The 16,570-nt window shown below is 37.4% G+C and carries 13 protein-coding genes; 11 read left to right on the top strand and 2 right to left on the bottom strand.

Annotation, left to right across the window (positions count from 1 at the left end; genetic code table 11):
- The first annotated feature begins 133 nt into the window (after positions 1–133).
- The 7 genes from ACFSTH_RS12950 (at position 134) to ACFSTH_RS12920 (ending at position 8,398) form a co-directional block, all read left to right on the top strand.
- A complete protein-coding gene (locus ACFSTH_RS12950; protein ID WP_377774793.1) occupies positions 134–2,776 on the top strand; it encodes an FtsX-like permease family protein in 2,643 nt (880 codons plus the stop codon).
- A gap of 37 nt (positions 2,777–2,813) precedes the next feature.
- The gene (locus ACFSTH_RS12945; RefSeq protein ID WP_377774794.1) at positions 2,814–3,602 is read left to right on the top strand and encodes an ABC transporter ATP-binding protein; all 789 of its coding nucleotides are present in this window, start codon (positions 2,814–2,816) and stop codon (positions 3,600–3,602) included.
- A 74-nt stretch (positions 3,603–3,676) separates the two neighbouring features.
- Positions 3,677–4,342, top strand: coding sequence for a hypothetical protein (locus ACFSTH_RS12940; RefSeq protein WP_377774795.1), 666 nt, complete (start codon positions 3,677–3,679; stop codon positions 4,340–4,342).
- A 254-nt stretch (positions 4,343–4,596) separates the two neighbouring features.
- Positions 4,597–5,073: a GrpB family protein gene (locus ACFSTH_RS12935; protein WP_377774796.1), complete on the top strand. Its 477-nt coding sequence runs from the start codon at positions 4,597–4,599 to the stop codon at positions 5,071–5,073.
- A gap of 10 nt (positions 5,074–5,083) precedes the next feature.
- Positions 5,084–6,958: a leucine-rich repeat domain-containing protein gene (locus ACFSTH_RS12930; RefSeq protein WP_377774797.1), complete on the top strand. Its 1,875-nt coding sequence runs from the start codon at positions 5,084–5,086 to the stop codon at positions 6,956–6,958.
- 553 nt (positions 6,959–7,511) lie between these two features.
- On the top strand, positions 7,512–7,931 hold the full coding sequence (locus ACFSTH_RS12925) for a DUF1259 domain-containing protein (protein ID WP_377774798.1): 420 nt from the start codon (positions 7,512–7,514) through the stop codon (positions 7,929–7,931).
- A 44-nt stretch (positions 7,932–7,975) separates the two neighbouring features.
- The gene (locus ACFSTH_RS12920) at positions 7,976–8,398 is read left to right on the top strand and encodes a DUF1259 domain-containing protein (protein WP_377774799.1); all 423 of its coding nucleotides are present in this window, start codon (positions 7,976–7,978) and stop codon (positions 8,396–8,398) included.
- 706 nt (positions 8,399–9,104) lie between these two features.
- Here the strand turns inward: ACFSTH_RS12920 and ACFSTH_RS12915 are convergent.
- Positions 9,105–9,362 (bottom strand): hypothetical protein, encoded by a 258-nt coding sequence (locus tag ACFSTH_RS12915; RefSeq protein WP_377774800.1) that lies wholly within the window; start codon positions 9,360–9,362, stop codon positions 9,105–9,107.
- 732 nt (positions 9,363–10,094) lie between these two features.
- On the opposite strand from ACFSTH_RS12915, the gene ACFSTH_RS12910 reads away from it, so the two are divergent.
- The gene (locus ACFSTH_RS12910; protein WP_377774801.1) at positions 10,095–10,256 is read left to right on the top strand and encodes a hypothetical protein; all 162 of its coding nucleotides are present in this window, start codon (positions 10,095–10,097) and stop codon (positions 10,254–10,256) included.
- 31 nt (positions 10,257–10,287) lie between these two features.
- Here ACFSTH_RS12910 and ACFSTH_RS12905 read toward each other — a convergent pair whose 3' ends face one another.
- Complete coding sequence (locus ACFSTH_RS12905; protein ID WP_377774802.1) at positions 10,288–12,498, bottom strand: helix-turn-helix transcriptional regulator; 2,211 nt, start codon at positions 12,496–12,498, stop codon at positions 10,288–10,290.
- A gap of 439 nt (positions 12,499–12,937) precedes the next feature.
- On the opposite strand from ACFSTH_RS12905, the gene ACFSTH_RS12900 reads away from it, so the two are divergent.
- The 3 genes from ACFSTH_RS12900 to ACFSTH_RS12890 are packed head-to-tail and all read left to right on the top strand — an operon-like array spanning position 12,938 to position 16,483.
- Positions 12,938–13,921 (top strand): ABC transporter permease, encoded by a 984-nt coding sequence (locus ACFSTH_RS12900; RefSeq protein ID WP_377774803.1) that lies wholly within the window; start codon positions 12,938–12,940, stop codon positions 13,919–13,921.
- 9 nt (positions 13,922–13,930) lie between these two features.
- Positions 13,931–14,803, top strand: a complete 873-nt coding sequence (locus ACFSTH_RS12895; protein WP_377774804.1) for a carbohydrate ABC transporter permease — start codon at positions 13,931–13,933, stop codon at positions 14,801–14,803.
- Positions 14,804–14,857: 54 nt separating this feature from the next.
- Positions 14,858–16,483: an extracellular solute-binding protein gene (locus ACFSTH_RS12890; protein WP_377774805.1), complete on the top strand. Its 1,626-nt coding sequence runs from the start codon at positions 14,858–14,860 to the stop codon at positions 16,481–16,483.
- Positions 16,484–16,570: the final 87 nt, after the last annotated feature.

The raw sequence follows: 16,570 nt of genomic DNA, 5'->3' as shown, positions 1-16,570 counted from the left end.
CCCAAATGATCCTAAGACCATTATCTAGGAATATCTCGGAACGTCCAAGTCGATTGACATAAAAGCAGGTTAATAAGTAAGGAATTAATGGGCGGAAAGTAACGCCTAAACATAATATACGAGGAGGTTAACGATGAAACATTCTACATTCGGTATTGCGATGAAAATGTTGTTTGCTAAAAAACAACGACTGTTACTTACTTGTATTGGGATTGCGATTAGTTTCGGGCTAATTATTGTCATTAGTACCTTATTTGTATCGATGGAACAGTCCGTACAAAAGACGATAGAAAAAGAATTAGGTTCATCTGAGTTGCGGGTTGGATATAATCCTTATCGAGGTGAGGACAGCAAGAAGTTTCTGACGAAAGAGGAAATCGACAAACTGAAAAAGCTGGATGGAGTAATAAATACGAGCGCAACTATAGTATTTCCTGAAATTGCGACAAATACGGTGGATATTGAAACTAGAGAGTTAGATAGTATTGTTTATCTAGGGATCGAACCTAGTGAGTTAATTAGCAATTACATCGGTTTTACGATTGCTCTGCATCCTGATGAGATCGTAATAACTGAAGCAGTAGCTAAACATTGGGGAGTGAGGCTGGGCGACACGAAGGAATTTGCTATCAATAAAGATACGATGTTGACGAAGCGAATTGGCGAAATTATTCCTGATGATCTCGTTGAGCTTACTGTTTTAGTACATATCGATGTTATTCGGGAAGCATATGGGTTGGGAGAAGTAGCTAATAATATATTTGTTGACATCGAAGATGGTAGATCTGACCATGGTATGGAAAAGATGATTCGCTCCGAAATTGATGAAAATATAGATGTTGCACTTCTATCTCAAAATAAATCTGTCCTGAAACAACGAGGCATGTTTCGATTTCTAGCCATTGGTTTAGGAAGTATTTTATTGCTCGTAAGTGTCTTGTTTTTATCTAGTAGTTTCAAAATGATGTTGCTCGGGCGAGTACGTGAATTATCGACTTTTCGCATGATCGGAGCGAGCAAACGGGTCATTTACAAGATGGTAATGATGGAAGCGGCCGTATTGAATTTACTCGGTGTACTACTTGGTGTTGGAGTTGGGGTACTCTTCGTGACGATCGCAGGTCAGTTTATTGATTCCATGATGGGGGTTGTTGTTCAAAATGTAACGATAGATTGGCAACTGATTATGATGATTGCTGGAATAGGCTGGTTGTTATTGACACTATCTGTGATGCGTGTTGCGAAAACGAGTGGTGACACGGCTCCTCTGGTCGCTGTAAGGCAGAGTGAACAAGAGAAATTGAGTAAATCTAGTGCTTGGTTTGCTGGTGGATTCATCGTCATTGGGATCACGCTCTTATGGTTAGGGTTGTCTGGAAAAATGGCAGGAGATACTGCGCCTCTACTTATGTTACTAGGGGGTTTAATTACAGCAGCCGGTTGCTTGCTTGGTACGGGATATATGATTCCTATTATCGCTCGTAATAGTGGTGCGGTATTACGAAAGTTTTCTATTCCGGAATCCTATTATGCGAGAAAACAATTTGTAGCTTTGCGCAAGCAGAATACATTTATAGTCATGTTACTTGCTAGTATTGTTACTGCTCTCATTGTAATCCCTACCTTTATAGATAATCTTAATCAAAATATGGTCAAAGAAGCAGTCCGTAAACATATTACACCGATTGTCATCGAACAAAAACGGGGTGTTATGTCTCCGAGTATAGTGGATGAGGTGCGTGAAGTAGAGGGAGTCGCCTATGCATTACCGATGAGCCAGAATAGTGGGGTATTACTGGGAGAGATGGATTATAGTCAGGCAGATCCGAAATGGTTAGAGAAAAATAGTGTGCGGTTGGAATCTAATAAAGGTTTATCTTTATATGAAGAAACTTATGCGTATGAATGGACTCGTATAGTTCAAACGGATATTAAATTAATGCAGCAGATGGGATTATTACAAGGGACGAGTGAACAATTAGCATCAGGGATGATCATTCAACCACAATATGCTAGGCAGATGGGTGTAACCCAAGGAGATACGATAAGCTTGCAAGAATATAGTTCAGGCGAGAATGGTAGAAAACCGGGAGATAGATTAGACCAATATAAGATTACTATTAGTGGAATAAAGGAATTATCATTTCTACCTACTCCAGACAGTTTATTGGTAGATTATAAACACCCAGGGGTAGGTTGGATCAGCAAGGAAGAGAATAGCGCATCTAATACCCTTTCCGCACAAAGGATTTATGTACAAATAGCTGAAGGAGCGAATATTGCAGATGTGCGGGCGGCATTACAGCAAATTTTTGATAATAACAGGATGGTTAAAATTACTGATCTTGATTCCGAGCTGCAAATTATTGCTAATGGTTTGAAAGAGCAACGTACCATTCTCTGGTCGGTAATGGTTGTCTTTATAGTGGTAGGTATCGTCGGTGTAATCAATACATTTGGAGCAACATTCCATGCCCATCGTAGAGAGTATGCAATATTGCGAGCGATTCGTTTGACAATTGCCAAACTACGTTCGGTGTTAGTTGTACAGGGATTATTGTATGCGACTACTGCAATTGTTGTAGGAATGATCGCAAGTATTTGGATTATTATAGGCATATTTAATGTAGATGAAGCCGTTAGTAGTTGGTCGATCAATTGGTTTACGGTAGCTTTGCCGATTATTATTGTTGGGGCGATCGGGGTGATCGTTTCGTTAATATATGCTCGACAGCTTGGTCAAAAACCGATTACAGATGAATTAACCGTCGAATAATAATGGATAACGTGTATGGAGAGGGGATGGCAGTAAGATGAAGGATGCAAAGACAGTATTAGCTGTGAAAAATCTAACGAAAATTTATGGACAAGAAGCGAATCAAGTAGTAGCGCTAGATCATGTAGACTTGGAGCTTGCTACAGGTGAGATTGTGATGGTAATGGGGCCAAGTGGATCGGGGAAGACGACGCTATTACAGCTTTTGGGAGGGTTAGAACCACCTACGGAAGGTGAAATAAAGCTGAGAGATGGCGAATGGCAGCAGTTCTATCGTGAACCACAAATATCTCATTATCGGCGGGATACGATTGGCTTTGTGTTCCAATTTTTTAATCTCATTAGTGCTTTAACAGCAGAAGAAAACGTAGCATTGCCTCTCATTCTAGCTGGTGAGTCGAAGAAGAAAATTACTACCGAGGCTAAGGAGCTGTTGCAGTTAGTAGGTTTATCAGAGCGTGCCAAACATTTGCCATCGGAGTTGTCAGGAGGTCAACAGCAGCGGGTCGCTATTGCGCGTGCATTGATTCACAAACCAGCATTATTACTTGCTGATGAACCAACAGGGAATTTGGATTCACGTACATCCAAAGATATATTGGATCTGTTTGTTAAGATGCGGGATCAGCTTGGTCAAACGATATTAATTGTGACGCATGATCCGTACGTGGCTACCTATGGTGATCGTGTTGTTTTATTTCGCGATGGACGAATGGTGGATGAATATCGAGCAGAACAAATTGTTGGACAAAATCGGAATGAACGGTCTGTCTACATTATGGAGCGACTGCAATCGATTAGTAATGATCCAGTAATGAGTAGCTGACAAGTATATAGCAAACTAGCGTTTTTGGATAGGTTGATGAAAAAGTTGATTTTCCATGGAAGGAATGAATATTAATGAAGAAAAAAGCAGAGCGTTTTTCCAAAAGAATGATGCAATTATCTATTGTGATTATCAGTGTAGTAATGATTGGTCTACTATCTGCGTGCGCTAAAGATAAATTAGATGTGAAGAAAGAAGTTCAGAATAGTGTCAACAAAATGGAACAAACGATGGATGAGCAAGTATCATCAGAAGGCAGCGTTAGTATTGAACCTTACGACTTCGTTAAAAATAATGAAGATTATGAAGCAATTATTGCATTAGGGTGGACAGCCCTACCTGAACTGAAGCAGTTGTTAGAAGACGCAGAGCAAGATAGTTTCATAGAGTATGTATATGCGGTAGCTTTAGAACAACTATCTAAAGTGGATCTGATGAAGGAATCGGTTTGGAAGACAGGTAAGGAATTTTTAACACGCTATACGGCATATGTACAAGAAATTCCCGAAAAAGTAGAAACTATCGTCGCTCAATTTGTAAGTGATCAGGAGAAAGTAGAACAATTAAAAGCATTAGGAGTTCCAGCAATTCCTTATATATTCGATATTATTGGTTATGGAAATGAAGAGTTGTCTCCTGCGCTCGATTACTTGACAGACAATAAATCAAAAGGTGACGTAAATAAGTGGGGCGTGGAAAATGTAAAACAACTGAATATGTTGCAAGATTTAGCTAGGTAGTCTTTTTATGAATTAATAATTACCCCATACTGGGAATAAGTTCAGAGACTGTACAATTAAGAGCGTTGAAGTATTTGTAAGAAGGTCTTTGTACGATATGATATAGAGTTATAATTAAATAGAAATAAGCGGTTGGTTGATCCAAGAACCAGTTGCTTATTTTTTTAATTTAGGAGAAGAAATAATTAACTAGGTGGAAATATAAATCATATAATAGAGAGAAGTAAGTTTTTACGCAATGTAATGGAGAGTATATGGATAAATCAGTAGTTATCGAAGACTATAATGAAGATTGGGAAGTAATATATAAGCAAGAAGAACGAGTAATAAAGGAATTGTTGGATGGAAAAGCGATTGCTATGGAGCATATTGGAAGCACATCGATTAAAGGACTGGGTGCGAAACCTATCATTGATTTTATGGTCGGAGTTGAAGATTTAATAGAAGTCGAAGAATGGAATAGTAATATTTTGTTTAGAAATTATTTGAGAACGCATAGAGATATGCTAGAGAATTATTGTCAGTTGAAAAAAGAGTTAGCAGAAAAATACCGTTATGATAGAGCTGCGTATACGAACGCTAAACATCCCTTCATCGTTGTTGTTATTGCGAAAGCTAAGGATGAACAAAGAATAAGAACTCACCTTAAATATGTCATTATATTACTTCAAGATATTCGGACAAAGAGATATAATAAAATAATTAAAATGGTTAAGATGCAAGGATATTAGGGGGTCACCTGTGGATTTTATTACGTTAAACTGTCCCAATTGTAATGGACAAATTGAGCATAAAGAAGGGCAAACATTCAAATGCCCAAGTTGTGGTTCGGAATTAATGTTGAAAAAGAATAACGTTTATTTCGTTGATCAAACAATTAATAATTATTACGGTACAACACCTGCCGCTACGACAAAAAGTCCGAACAGAAATGTAAAGCTGCTTTTAATAGTACCATTTATGCTGATTGGTATATTTTTTAGTTATTATTTGTTGAACAGCAATTCAGTAGATGACAAGAGTAAAAAGAAAATCGCTGTTCGAACATTGCCGGAAAGTGAAGTTGTTTTGTTCTTTTTAAAAGATATATTTAACAAAGGTGAAGCGATGCCGACAGAGGAGGAGCTTGCAACCATTCGTTATTTGTCTACTCGTTATTATGATGATCAATGGCACTTTACTTACAGTTTGGATGATCCGTTTACGAATAAGCAAGCTGAAATGATCGACTATGTAGTGATGGATAAGCTTTTAAATACACAAAAAATCGAACAAAAAGATTTTGAAGCATTTAGCGGACTGACCACTCTACATTTGAATAATGAATATGAAATTTCGCAAAGTGAGAAAGTAAGCTTTCGACATTTACAAGGGTTGAAAAGTTATACAGGTGCCTTTAATGAATCGTTTGGACAATTTGCACATTACTTTGGTGATAAAGCTAACATAGTAGAACTGTCAACACAAATTCGAAGCAATGAAGAATTGGCGTTATTATTAGAGTTTCCCAATTTGCAATCACTTGAAATATCTTATGTTAACGAGACGGTTACGGACTTTCATTTGTTAAGTCAACTACCGTTAAAATCGTTGTCTTTAAGTACAATAAATGATTTGAAGTGGCTATCGGCTTTGACTGGTTTGCAGTCATTAACGGTAACTTATAGTGAAGCGACAGATTTCAGTGCGCTATATTCGCTTAGTCAATTACAAGACTTGAAGCTTTCGATGGTCCAAAATTTAAAAGTGCTAGATTTCATCCAAAATATGCCCAACTTGCAATCACTTGATCTTGAATCTGTAAATATTACGAATATAGAACGCTTAAGGGATAAGTTATCGTTGACGAAACTGCGTTTATCCTCGCTCTATCAATTAGAGTCTATAGATGTAGTAAATAGTTTAACGTCACTGACCGAATTAGAGGTCACTAGTTATACTGGTGCTGTTCCAGCGATTTTATCGCCAAATTTAAAGAAAGCTACTGTGACGGGTTCTGTCTTACCGAAATTAGAAGCACCTGCATTACAATCTTTAACTGTTTACATTCGTGGGGTGACTGACAATTTGGACGGAGCTCAATTATTGCGATTTCCCAAGCTTGAACAGCTTACAGCGTTTGAGTATGGGGGTTTTGTAGGGATTAGTGCTTTGAATCGCTTGCCAAATCTGCAAACCTTACATTTATTTGAGACGATATTTTATGATGAAGCAAATGCATTATTTAAATTACAGCATGTAAAAACGTTAAACTGTAACGAATGTACATTCCAAATAAAAAGTCAGAACCCAATTGTAAATAACACGTTAGAACATGTAACGTTGAATCGCTCCTCTTTTATAGTAGGTAATGGTGATAGAGTGCATGAAATGGATAAGGTTATGCCTTATTTCTCTAAATTTACAGCTTTACGTTCATTCACAATGCAAGAAGGCTCTATTCAATCGTTGGACTTTATGAAAAATTGGAAACAAGTGGAGGTGCTTCGTTTAGAAAATAATGCTATTTCGAATGTGGAGCCATTAGTGAATTTACCAAATTTACGAAAGTTATATGTTGTAGGGAATCCAGTGCAAAACAAGTCTGTGCTTGATAAGGAGATTTTGATTTATTAAGATAGTGGGCTGATTAACTCCTTTGACCGGACATTATCCAGATTACTCTCTCTATTTTTCTACACTAGACACAAACAGATAAATCAAGCTAGTTCTGAGCTTAAGAGATATATAATAATGGGAGACTACCTGTTAGTTCTATGGTATTCTTCCTTTTTCCTCGGGCTATTTACTTATTCAAACCAGCTGTAAAATATTTACCGTTTACTGTTATAGTTGAAAGGGTTTTAGCCATTTTCAAAGAGTTATTGCCACATAAAATCCTTTAGTTTAGTCGAAAAAATCCGGTGGTGACGGGGAAAGGATAAGAGACGAGAGACCGCGTTGAACGTGTGTTTGAGCGCTGTGATAGGTTATGGACAAGTAACCTGTTACGGCCTTTTTTGTTTTGCGTATAACAGCCTGCAAACAAGAAGTTGGAGAACGAAATTGAATCCTGAAACCAGCAAGGGTGAACATAGCGTAGAGTTTTTTGTGACATTAGGAGATTCGCCCAGCTCACTTTTCTATTTGGATCATAGTATAACCAGATATTGATTAAAGGAGGATTTATATGGCACAAAAAGTGAAGGCAAGTCCACGATTTAAAAGGCTGTGTACCCGATTTGCAAACATCCTGGGAGGTGAATCGGAAGTTGAAGAAGGTCCGGTTTGTTTTGTTACGCGGATGACGAACTTACAGGAAACAATTTTAGGTAGAAGAACACGTTCACCATTGGTTCAAATGCAAATGTTCTCGTTCGAGTCACTGGATCGGTCGGGACGTGCGTTATGTTTGGGGGAGACAGCGTTGCATCAAAATCAGGTGAATCGATTGATATCGAATCTCCGCAAGCGTGGGATAAAAGTGACTGCAGTTCATAATCACTGGCTAAATGAGAATCCTCGCTTAATGTATATGCATTGGGAAGCTATCATGGATCCTGTTGTATTTGCTAGAAGAACTAAAGAATCCATTTCCTTTTTGGGTTAAAGATTGAGCAATGAGGTATTTCTATCATGAAAGGATGATTTGTTATGACAGCACGAGTAAAAGCAAGTCCTCGATTTAGAAGACTGTGCAACCAGTTTTCAACCATTTTAGGTGGAACAGAACATGAAATTACAGCAGGTCCGGTTTGTTTTGTCAGTCGAAATCGAAGAATAAAAGCAACGATTTTAGGAAGACGTACCACATCTCCTTTGGTCCGTTATCAATTGTTCTCGTTTGAATCATTGGACAGCTCAGGCCGCGCACTCTGTCTGGGGGAAACGGCTCTCTTCCAAGGCCAGGCCAATCGATTGCTGTCAAATCTTCGCAAAAACGGGATTAAAGTCACAGCAGTTCACAATCACTGGTTGTTTGAGAATCCGCGTCTTATATATATTCACTGGGAGTCGATTGATCATCCCGTTGCATTTGCAAGGAAAGTAAAACGCTCTATTGCGTTCTTGGGTTAATGGTAGCACTATCATAACATTCTGATGGCGGTGGGAGAAGAAGAAACGAAGCCGCAACGGACGCATGTTTAGGGGCTGTGACAAGTTGAGAAAATGAACTGTTGCGGCCCTTTGTGGGCTTTTTTGCAAACAGCTTACAACAAGTGGAAACCAGCCCCTACTCTTTCATGATTGTACTGATTCTACCTCTAGATCCGATCATAGCAAGCTCTTTTAACTTGACATTTATTTTTCAAGTACCATACACTACACTTTTCTATTTTTATGAAATATAGTAATGTCGTCTTAAATGATTTCACGGAAGTTTGAAGGATGTCCCTCCAGTAGAATATTTAGAACTGGTGCAAGCTGGACACGTGCAACCACGAAAAATTGCGGTCTAATGCGATTACATGAGATAAAGTGTGCAAGTGTCCAAACTAGGGGGTTAAACCGAAAATCTACTGTGAAAATTATAATAGAGGGGTATAGTAGGATTTTATACGATAAAACATACAAACATCCGCAATTTCGTTGAATGAAAAACAACTTTATACGAAAAAACGTACAAGCTTACCGTTCCATTCATTGCTCTGGAACATTACGGAGTTATGACATAGGATTACCATTAATAGTATAGTATGTAGGCGAAGCACACTCCGGCTTTCCATGGATTTTGATTATTTTTCAATTCATTGCATAAAATTATTTAGTTTTCAGACACGTTCTAATTAGTTACTTTACGTTTATACTTGTTAACAACCTTTGTAACAATAAACTGAGGGATCAAGTTTAAAATACTGCCGACTATTAATAACTGATAGGGGGATAGAGGGTTAAAATAGACCATCCACCGTTCGTTCCCTGCCATCTCACTAACAAAATAAAATGATATGACTAGCGATAATATATTACCAATAACAAGGAATATCGTGTTACTAAACAGTTTGCTGGAGTAAGCAAGAACCGAAGTTATTATAATCATAGCTACGTAACCCCAAATGGAACGATTTGAAAAATCTTGTTGCATTGCAAAGTAGAAGAAAGGAAAGCAATACAAACACGAAATTAGAATACCTATTAATGTTTTTTTTATGATTATCACCTTTATTCATTTCTAGTTAAATATTTCCATATTATTAAATATACATATATACTACTATAGATACTTGAAATTACAATAAAAAGTGTGAAATATTATTAGTGTTAGGGGGGAGAAATGTGTTCAGTAATAAAAACTTGGAATGTGATAATTGCAAACGAGAATTTCTACCGAATGATGAGTTAATTATCCACTTAACGCTTCCGGAATATAAAAAAATGCCAGTAGGTGTATTAGATAAGGTGATTGGAAAACACTCCAATTCCATTCATTGCAAAAGATGTATTGAGCTAATATCTAAAAATGTTTATTAGTTAATGAATATAAAACTCTCAACTCCCATTACATGTAGGGGTTGTCCATTCATACGATAAGACGTATAAACGGTCATGGGAAGTGGCTAGCAGCATAGCGTTTGTGTGAAAAAACGTATAAACGGTCGTGGGAAGGGGTGGGAAGTGGCTAGTAACGTAGCGTTTGTGTGAAAAAACGTATAAATGACTTGACCTGGGAAGCGACTAGTAACGTATGGTTTCATACGAAAAAACGTATAAATATGTTGTTTTGAAGAGTGTATCGAGCAAAAAAACAAGCGTTACAAAAAAAGGATAGTACATGAAAGCAACATGCACAAATGCGAAAGGAAATCACCACGGTACTTTTCTAGATACGATAGGACAAACGAAGCTGGATGGAAAAGCAATACGTTTTTCTAACCAGCTTCGTTTCGTTTTAGGACTTATTAGACAGCCCCTTCCACTACGATGGGAGTTTTAAACTACCCCAAAACAGCCCTGCTTTTAACCATCTACTCCAAACTTTTCATATATTCCCCTGGTGAAATACCTTCATATTGTTTGAAAATACGTATAAACGTATTCGTGTTGTTACAGCCGACGATGGTGGCTACTTCATGGACTTTGTATGTTTGTTGCATTAAGAGTTCTTTTGCTCGATTCACTTTTAACGTGTTGACGTATTGTTTGAAGTTAATGTTGAGCGTGTTTTTTAGTAGTTTACTAACATAGCTTTCGGATAGGTTAAAATGATCAGCAATATCAGTAAGTGATAGGTCTCTATCAAAATGTTTGTGAATATAAATATAGATTTGGGAAGCTGTTGAGCTTTCTAAATTAACTTTATCTTTATTGCAGTAGTTAAATACTTGCTCGAATAGGCTAAAAGCGATTTCTCTAAATTTGTTGCTTCTTGCTTCCATAAATAAATGAATAGTAGACGGATATTCTTTGGAAAACGATTGTAACGTTTTGTTGTTCGTATTGAGACAGCGTTTGCACGTGGTGAGCAAAGAATGTTGTAAGTTTGTTAGTCCACCAGATGCAAAGATAGCTCGCTTTTCATTTTCGTCGATAATATCGCGCAGTAGTTCATAAGCTTTGCCTAGCTCGTTGGAATTAACATACTTCATGATCTGATTTTCGGCATCGATTGGATAGTAGCAGGCGTTATCTTCCATCAAATGTACTTGAGCAACGTCGAGCACTTGATTAGCAGCAGCATACTGATAGTTACTCAATCGTAATACTTCTTGTAGTGCAACTGTCAGCTCAGCAAGCGGATAGCTATGAGATAGTGCGGCTGTAATATCCAAAGGTAGTTTATTTTCTAAGTTTTGCACAACTTTCTCTGCAATTGTAAGTAGATGTTGCTTGTCTATATTGCGGAATATAACAGCATATTTGTTTTGATCCAATGCTAGTCCAAAAAACGTTTCAGTAGCAACATGTTCACTAATGATATGATGCAGCTGGATTGTTAGACTCGATACCGACATTGTGTTGTAAACAGTAGTTAATCCTTCTATTTCAAATAGGACAAGATATAGTGAAGTATCGAAAGCTTCTAGTTGATTAGCAGCCAAACTTTCTTGGATAGAAGCTTCATTAACCATGCCATAGAGCACCCGGCGAAAAAAGTCCTCTTGTAAATGAATGATAGAGTGATCTAATTTGTTTTGTAAAGCATCGTTTACTTCATAAATTTGCTCAATACTCGCTTGAATATAGGCTAGTTCATGAATAGGTATAGTTTCTGGACTGTTGTCCGTCGTTGGACGATAGTTATTCGTTTGTTGTTTCCTCGTTTCATGATGCTCATTTAAAAACTCCAACAGTTGTTTAATTGGTTTATAACTAGATCGTGTAGCCAGGTATGCGGCAATAACTCCTATAACTAGTAACAGTAGGCTTGGGAAAAAAGCAGTATTCCACACACTTGCAAAAATAGTCGCAAAACTAGTTGGTTTACTAGCGTAAACATAATGTAAGTTTGGAATTACTTTTGATTGTTGCGTATAGGTTAATTTACTATTTTCTGTTACATCTTCATCACTAATATAAGCCGCTATTTTTTCATCGGTAAATAAATAGAAATTACCATCCTGTAAATCGACAGGAGTTGGCAATAAAGCAGCATTATCCATGACGAGAAAAAAATAGAGCGGTGCATACTCCGAATTGACGGTTTGGTGTAGCAGCACGACTTTATTAGCTGTTAACAACGTTTGCGGTACGACGTATGTTCGGTTTGGAAGTGCTTCCGTTTGTAGCTGTTGAAATCGCTCTAGTGCAGTTGGTAACATACCAAGTTCTTGTAAGTAATGATCGATATTGAATGTTCCCGTACTAGTAATAATTAGATTATCTGTTAGTTTTGTAATGCCGAGTGTAAACCCGAGTTGACTGAACCCTCGTAGTTGTTCCACCAAATCATTGTAGAGCGTAGTAATGGTGTAGTAATTTTTTGCGTCGCTATGTCGATAATCAATGACACTTTGCAAAGTGGAAACTTTATAAACAAACTCCATTGCCGTTTGAAATTTAAAATCTGCATAATTACTAGTCTGATCAATGTAAAGCTGATGGTTGTAGTTATTTTGTGTGTTCACCGTTTGCATACTTTTGTAAAAAATAATGGAGGAAGTAGTAATTGTGTACAGTAAGACGATGACAATGAACAAAGTTAATACTTTGTATAAAAACTTTTTTCTGACCACCATTGTGATGAATCCCCTTTTTTATTTCTGTAGTTGTCATGGTTGTTTAATTATCGATCATCTCTATTTTTTGGTGTAGGCGCTAACATATTAGTGCAAGTTAGATTAACGTTAAGTGTACATCAGTTTAGCGCTTTCTTCAAAAGTATAAATGAGTGAAAAAGGTGCATCATCATTTTTTGACCACGCGAAAAAGCTTGATTTAATGCGATTTCATGCGCTTTTCTCCCAATTCATATCGAGTTTTTGTTTACGTAAAAAAGAGCGAATATACGACCGGATATACATATTAGTGACCCGAAAGTAGAGCAGGACAAATATTGAAGATATCGCTTTCATGGTAGCTTCTATACGATAGAGGTAAGGCAATGGCATGCATGCTTATGTGTAACATGATGAATTAAAACAACAGGAGTAATTGCGGGAGGTGAACTAGCAAGCGATGAGTATGAACAAACAATTTCTATTAGAAGGAAAGCGGCTTCATGCACCAAAAGATAAAAGTAAGTTCAAGCAATACTTTCAGGAGTTAGGGAAAGATGTGTTTCGAGATAGGCTACTGTATATATTGCTTATTCCTTTTTTAGCTTGGTTTTTTATTTTTAAATACGTACCGATGTGGGGAATACAGATTGCGTTTAAAGATTTTAGTTTGTTCCAAGGAATAGCGAGTAGCCCATGGGTAGGGTTCGAGTATTTTAAAGAGTTCATTGGTAATGAGTATTTTATGAGAGTTTTCCGAAATACGATCATTATCAGTTTATATGGACTATTTATTAACTTCCCGGCACAAATTATATTAGCGATTATGATTACCGAAGTAACGAGACAAAAGTTTAAAAAGATTGTACAAACGCTTACCTATTTGCCTCACTTTATTTCTGTAGTTGTTGTTGCCGGTATAGTTACGACATTTTTGTCACCAGAAACAGGATTGATTAATCTTGTACTGGAGAAGTTTGGCTTTGATAAAACTTACTTTTTAACGAATCCAGACTATTTCCGAGGAATTTATACCATTATGAATTTGTGGAAGGAAACTGGTTTTGCTTCCATCGTGTTTATTGCAGCAATTTCTGGTATAGATACGCAGCAGTATGAAGCCGCTAAGATGGATGGTGCGAGCAAAATCAAGCAAATTATCCATGTGACGTTACCAGGAATTCTTCCGACTATTGTCGTTATGTTTATTTTGAAAATTGGTAGTATTTTAAGTGTTGGTTATGAAACGATTATACTATTGTATCAACCAGCAACGTATGAAACAGCAGATGTTATTAGTACGTATGTTTATCGCTCAGGATTATTAGATGGAAGATATGACTTTGCAACGGCTGTTGGATTATTCAATTCTGTTGTAGCACTAGTTTTAGTCGTGTTAGCAAACAGATGGAGTAAAAAAGTAACTAATGCAGGTTTATGGTAGGTGACGGGAATGATTGAGTCAAGAGGAGAAAAATCTTTTAAAATTATAAATAATTTACTGTTAGCTCTCATAGCTGCTATATCGCTATATCCTTTCATCTATGTACTGTCCGCTTCAATCAGCTTACCGTACAACGTAGTTACCGGTAAAGTGATGCTGTGGCCGAAAGGACTAACTTTCGATGCATACAAACAAGTATTAGGTAACGTAGACATATGGTTGGCTTATGGTAATACGATTTATTATACGTTGCTGGGAACGGCAGTGTCGATGGTTTTAACAATATGCGGTGCTTATGCTTTATCTAAGACTAGGCTGAGAGGTCGCGTATGGATTACGATATTTGTAACGTTAACACTTTGGTTCGACGCGGGTATGATTCCATTTTATTTGACGTTAAGAGATTTGGATTTGTTAAATAGTAGATGGGGGATCATTATTGCCTTTGCTAGTGATGCCTTTAAAGTTATCTTATTGCGTACTAGTTTTGAAGCGTTGCCAGATGAATTGGAAGAGTCGGTAAAAGTGGATGGTGGTAATGACTTGCAAGTTCTGTGGCATGTGTTTTTGCCATTAGTAAAGCCAGCGCTTGCAACCGTCGGTTTATTCTATGCGATTGAAAGATGGAATGGCTACTTTTGGGCGATGATTATGTTAACTGACGAAAAGAAAATACCATTACAAGTATTGCTGAAGAAAATGATCGTAGAAAACGATCTGCAATCCGAGTTTACGACGGCGCTAGACTTTGCATCAACGATTTCGGCAGAAACAGTAACATATGCAACTATTATTGTTTCGATCTTACCAATTGTGATGGTATATCCTTACTTGCAAAAATATTTTATAAAAGGAATGCTTGTTGGGGCGGTTAAAGGGTAATACATTTGCGAAAATAAATCATTGTTACTCAAAAATATATAGGGGTGTTATCATATGAATTGGAAAAAGATAGTTACTATATTAGCTATAACGACATTACTTACGGGAACATTAGCAGCATGTTCATCTTCTCCGAAAAATAAGGAGACAGCACCAACAGAGCAAGGTGCAGAAAATACAAATGCAGGGAAAGAAACGAATGGTGAGCAAGCAAACGGCGAAACAACTAGTTTCCTCGTATCCGAAAAACCGATCAAAATGACAGTACACATGGGGACGAAAGAATCGGGCGTCTTCAAAAATGATTGGGGTATTTTCAAAAGAGCTGCTGAGCTTACGAATGTGACGTTGGAAGGTACACTACCTAGCACCGTTGCTGATTTCGGTGAAACATTCAGTATTGTTATTGCATCCGGTAATCTACCAGATATTATGCAAGCATTATCGCAAGACTTTGTAAAATATGGACCAGAAGGTGCTTTTCTAAAGTTAAATGATTTGATTGATGAGCATGCTCCGCATTTGAAAAAGTTTTTTGAAGAAAATCCTGATGTAAAAAGTGCTGCATCTGATAGCGAAGGAAACATTTGGTTTATTCCGTTTATCGCCGATGGTGAGCCAGAAAAAGGTTGGTTTATTCGAAAAGATTGGTTAGAGAAGTTACAGTTGGACGAGCCGAAAACAGTGGATGATCTATACCATGTGATGACGGCATTTGCTAATGATGATCCAAATGGTAACAACAAAAAAGATGAAATTCCATTCTTCCACCGTAATACGATTAAAGGTATTGAAGGATTGTTAGCACTTTGGGATGGTTATATGGACTATCGTATTTTTGATGACAAAGTTATTTTCGGACCACTTGAGCCTGAATACGGTGTAGCGATGGAAAATGTGGCGAAGTGGTACAAAGAAGGTTTGATTGACAAAGAAATATTTACACGTGGTGGTAAAGCGAGAGATGTGTTGCTTGCTGACGACATTGGTGGTTTAACGCATGATTTCTTTGCATCCACAGGTAATTACAACGAACAATTAGAAGGAAAAATCGAAGGATTCCGTTTTGATCCGATGCTACCACCAGCAGATGTGAATGGCAAAGTAAAAGAGCCTTCGAAACGTGATCGCTCAAAAAACTTTGGTTGGGGTCTAGCTCATAGTAATCCTGATCCAGTTGCTGCTGTGAAATACCTTGATTTCTGGTTTACAGAAGAGGGTAGACGGATGGCGAACTTCGGGGTAGAAGGTGATACGTATACGATGGTGGATGGTAGTCCAGTGTTTACAGATAAAGTAATGAAGTCGGATAAAGCACCACTTGATGTTATTATTGAAACAGGAGCGCAGTCTGGTTTTGGTTTCCACCAAGATTATGCTTATGAAGAGCAATGGACATTGCCACTTGCATTAGAAGGAATTAACGAATATAAAAAGCACGATGTGTTTATGGATAAGTATCCTCTATTGAAATTCACGGATGCAGAACAAAAAGAAATTCAAAAAATCAATCCGAAAGTAGAAACTTATATTGTAGAAACAAGACAACAGTGGATTTTAGGAGCTAAACCAGTAGATCATGCTTCTTTTGCAAAAGAACTAGAAAAACTTGGTGCTCGTAAATTAGTAGACATTAATCAAGCAGCTTATGAGCGTTACGTGGAAGAAATGAAGCAGTAAGCATTATTCCATTAGATTCGGCGTAATTATGGTTTAAACAAGGATGTTTCGGTGCGGGGTTCCGTTACAGAAACATCCTGTATTTGA

The organism is Paenibacillus yanchengensis (assembly GCF_042684845.1).
Taxonomy (GTDB): Bacteria; Bacillota; Bacilli; order Paenibacillales; family Paenibacillaceae; genus Pristimantibacillus; species Pristimantibacillus yanchengensis.
Note: the sequence above shows the minus strand (reverse complement) of the source record. Positions and strands in the feature narration are given on the sequence as shown.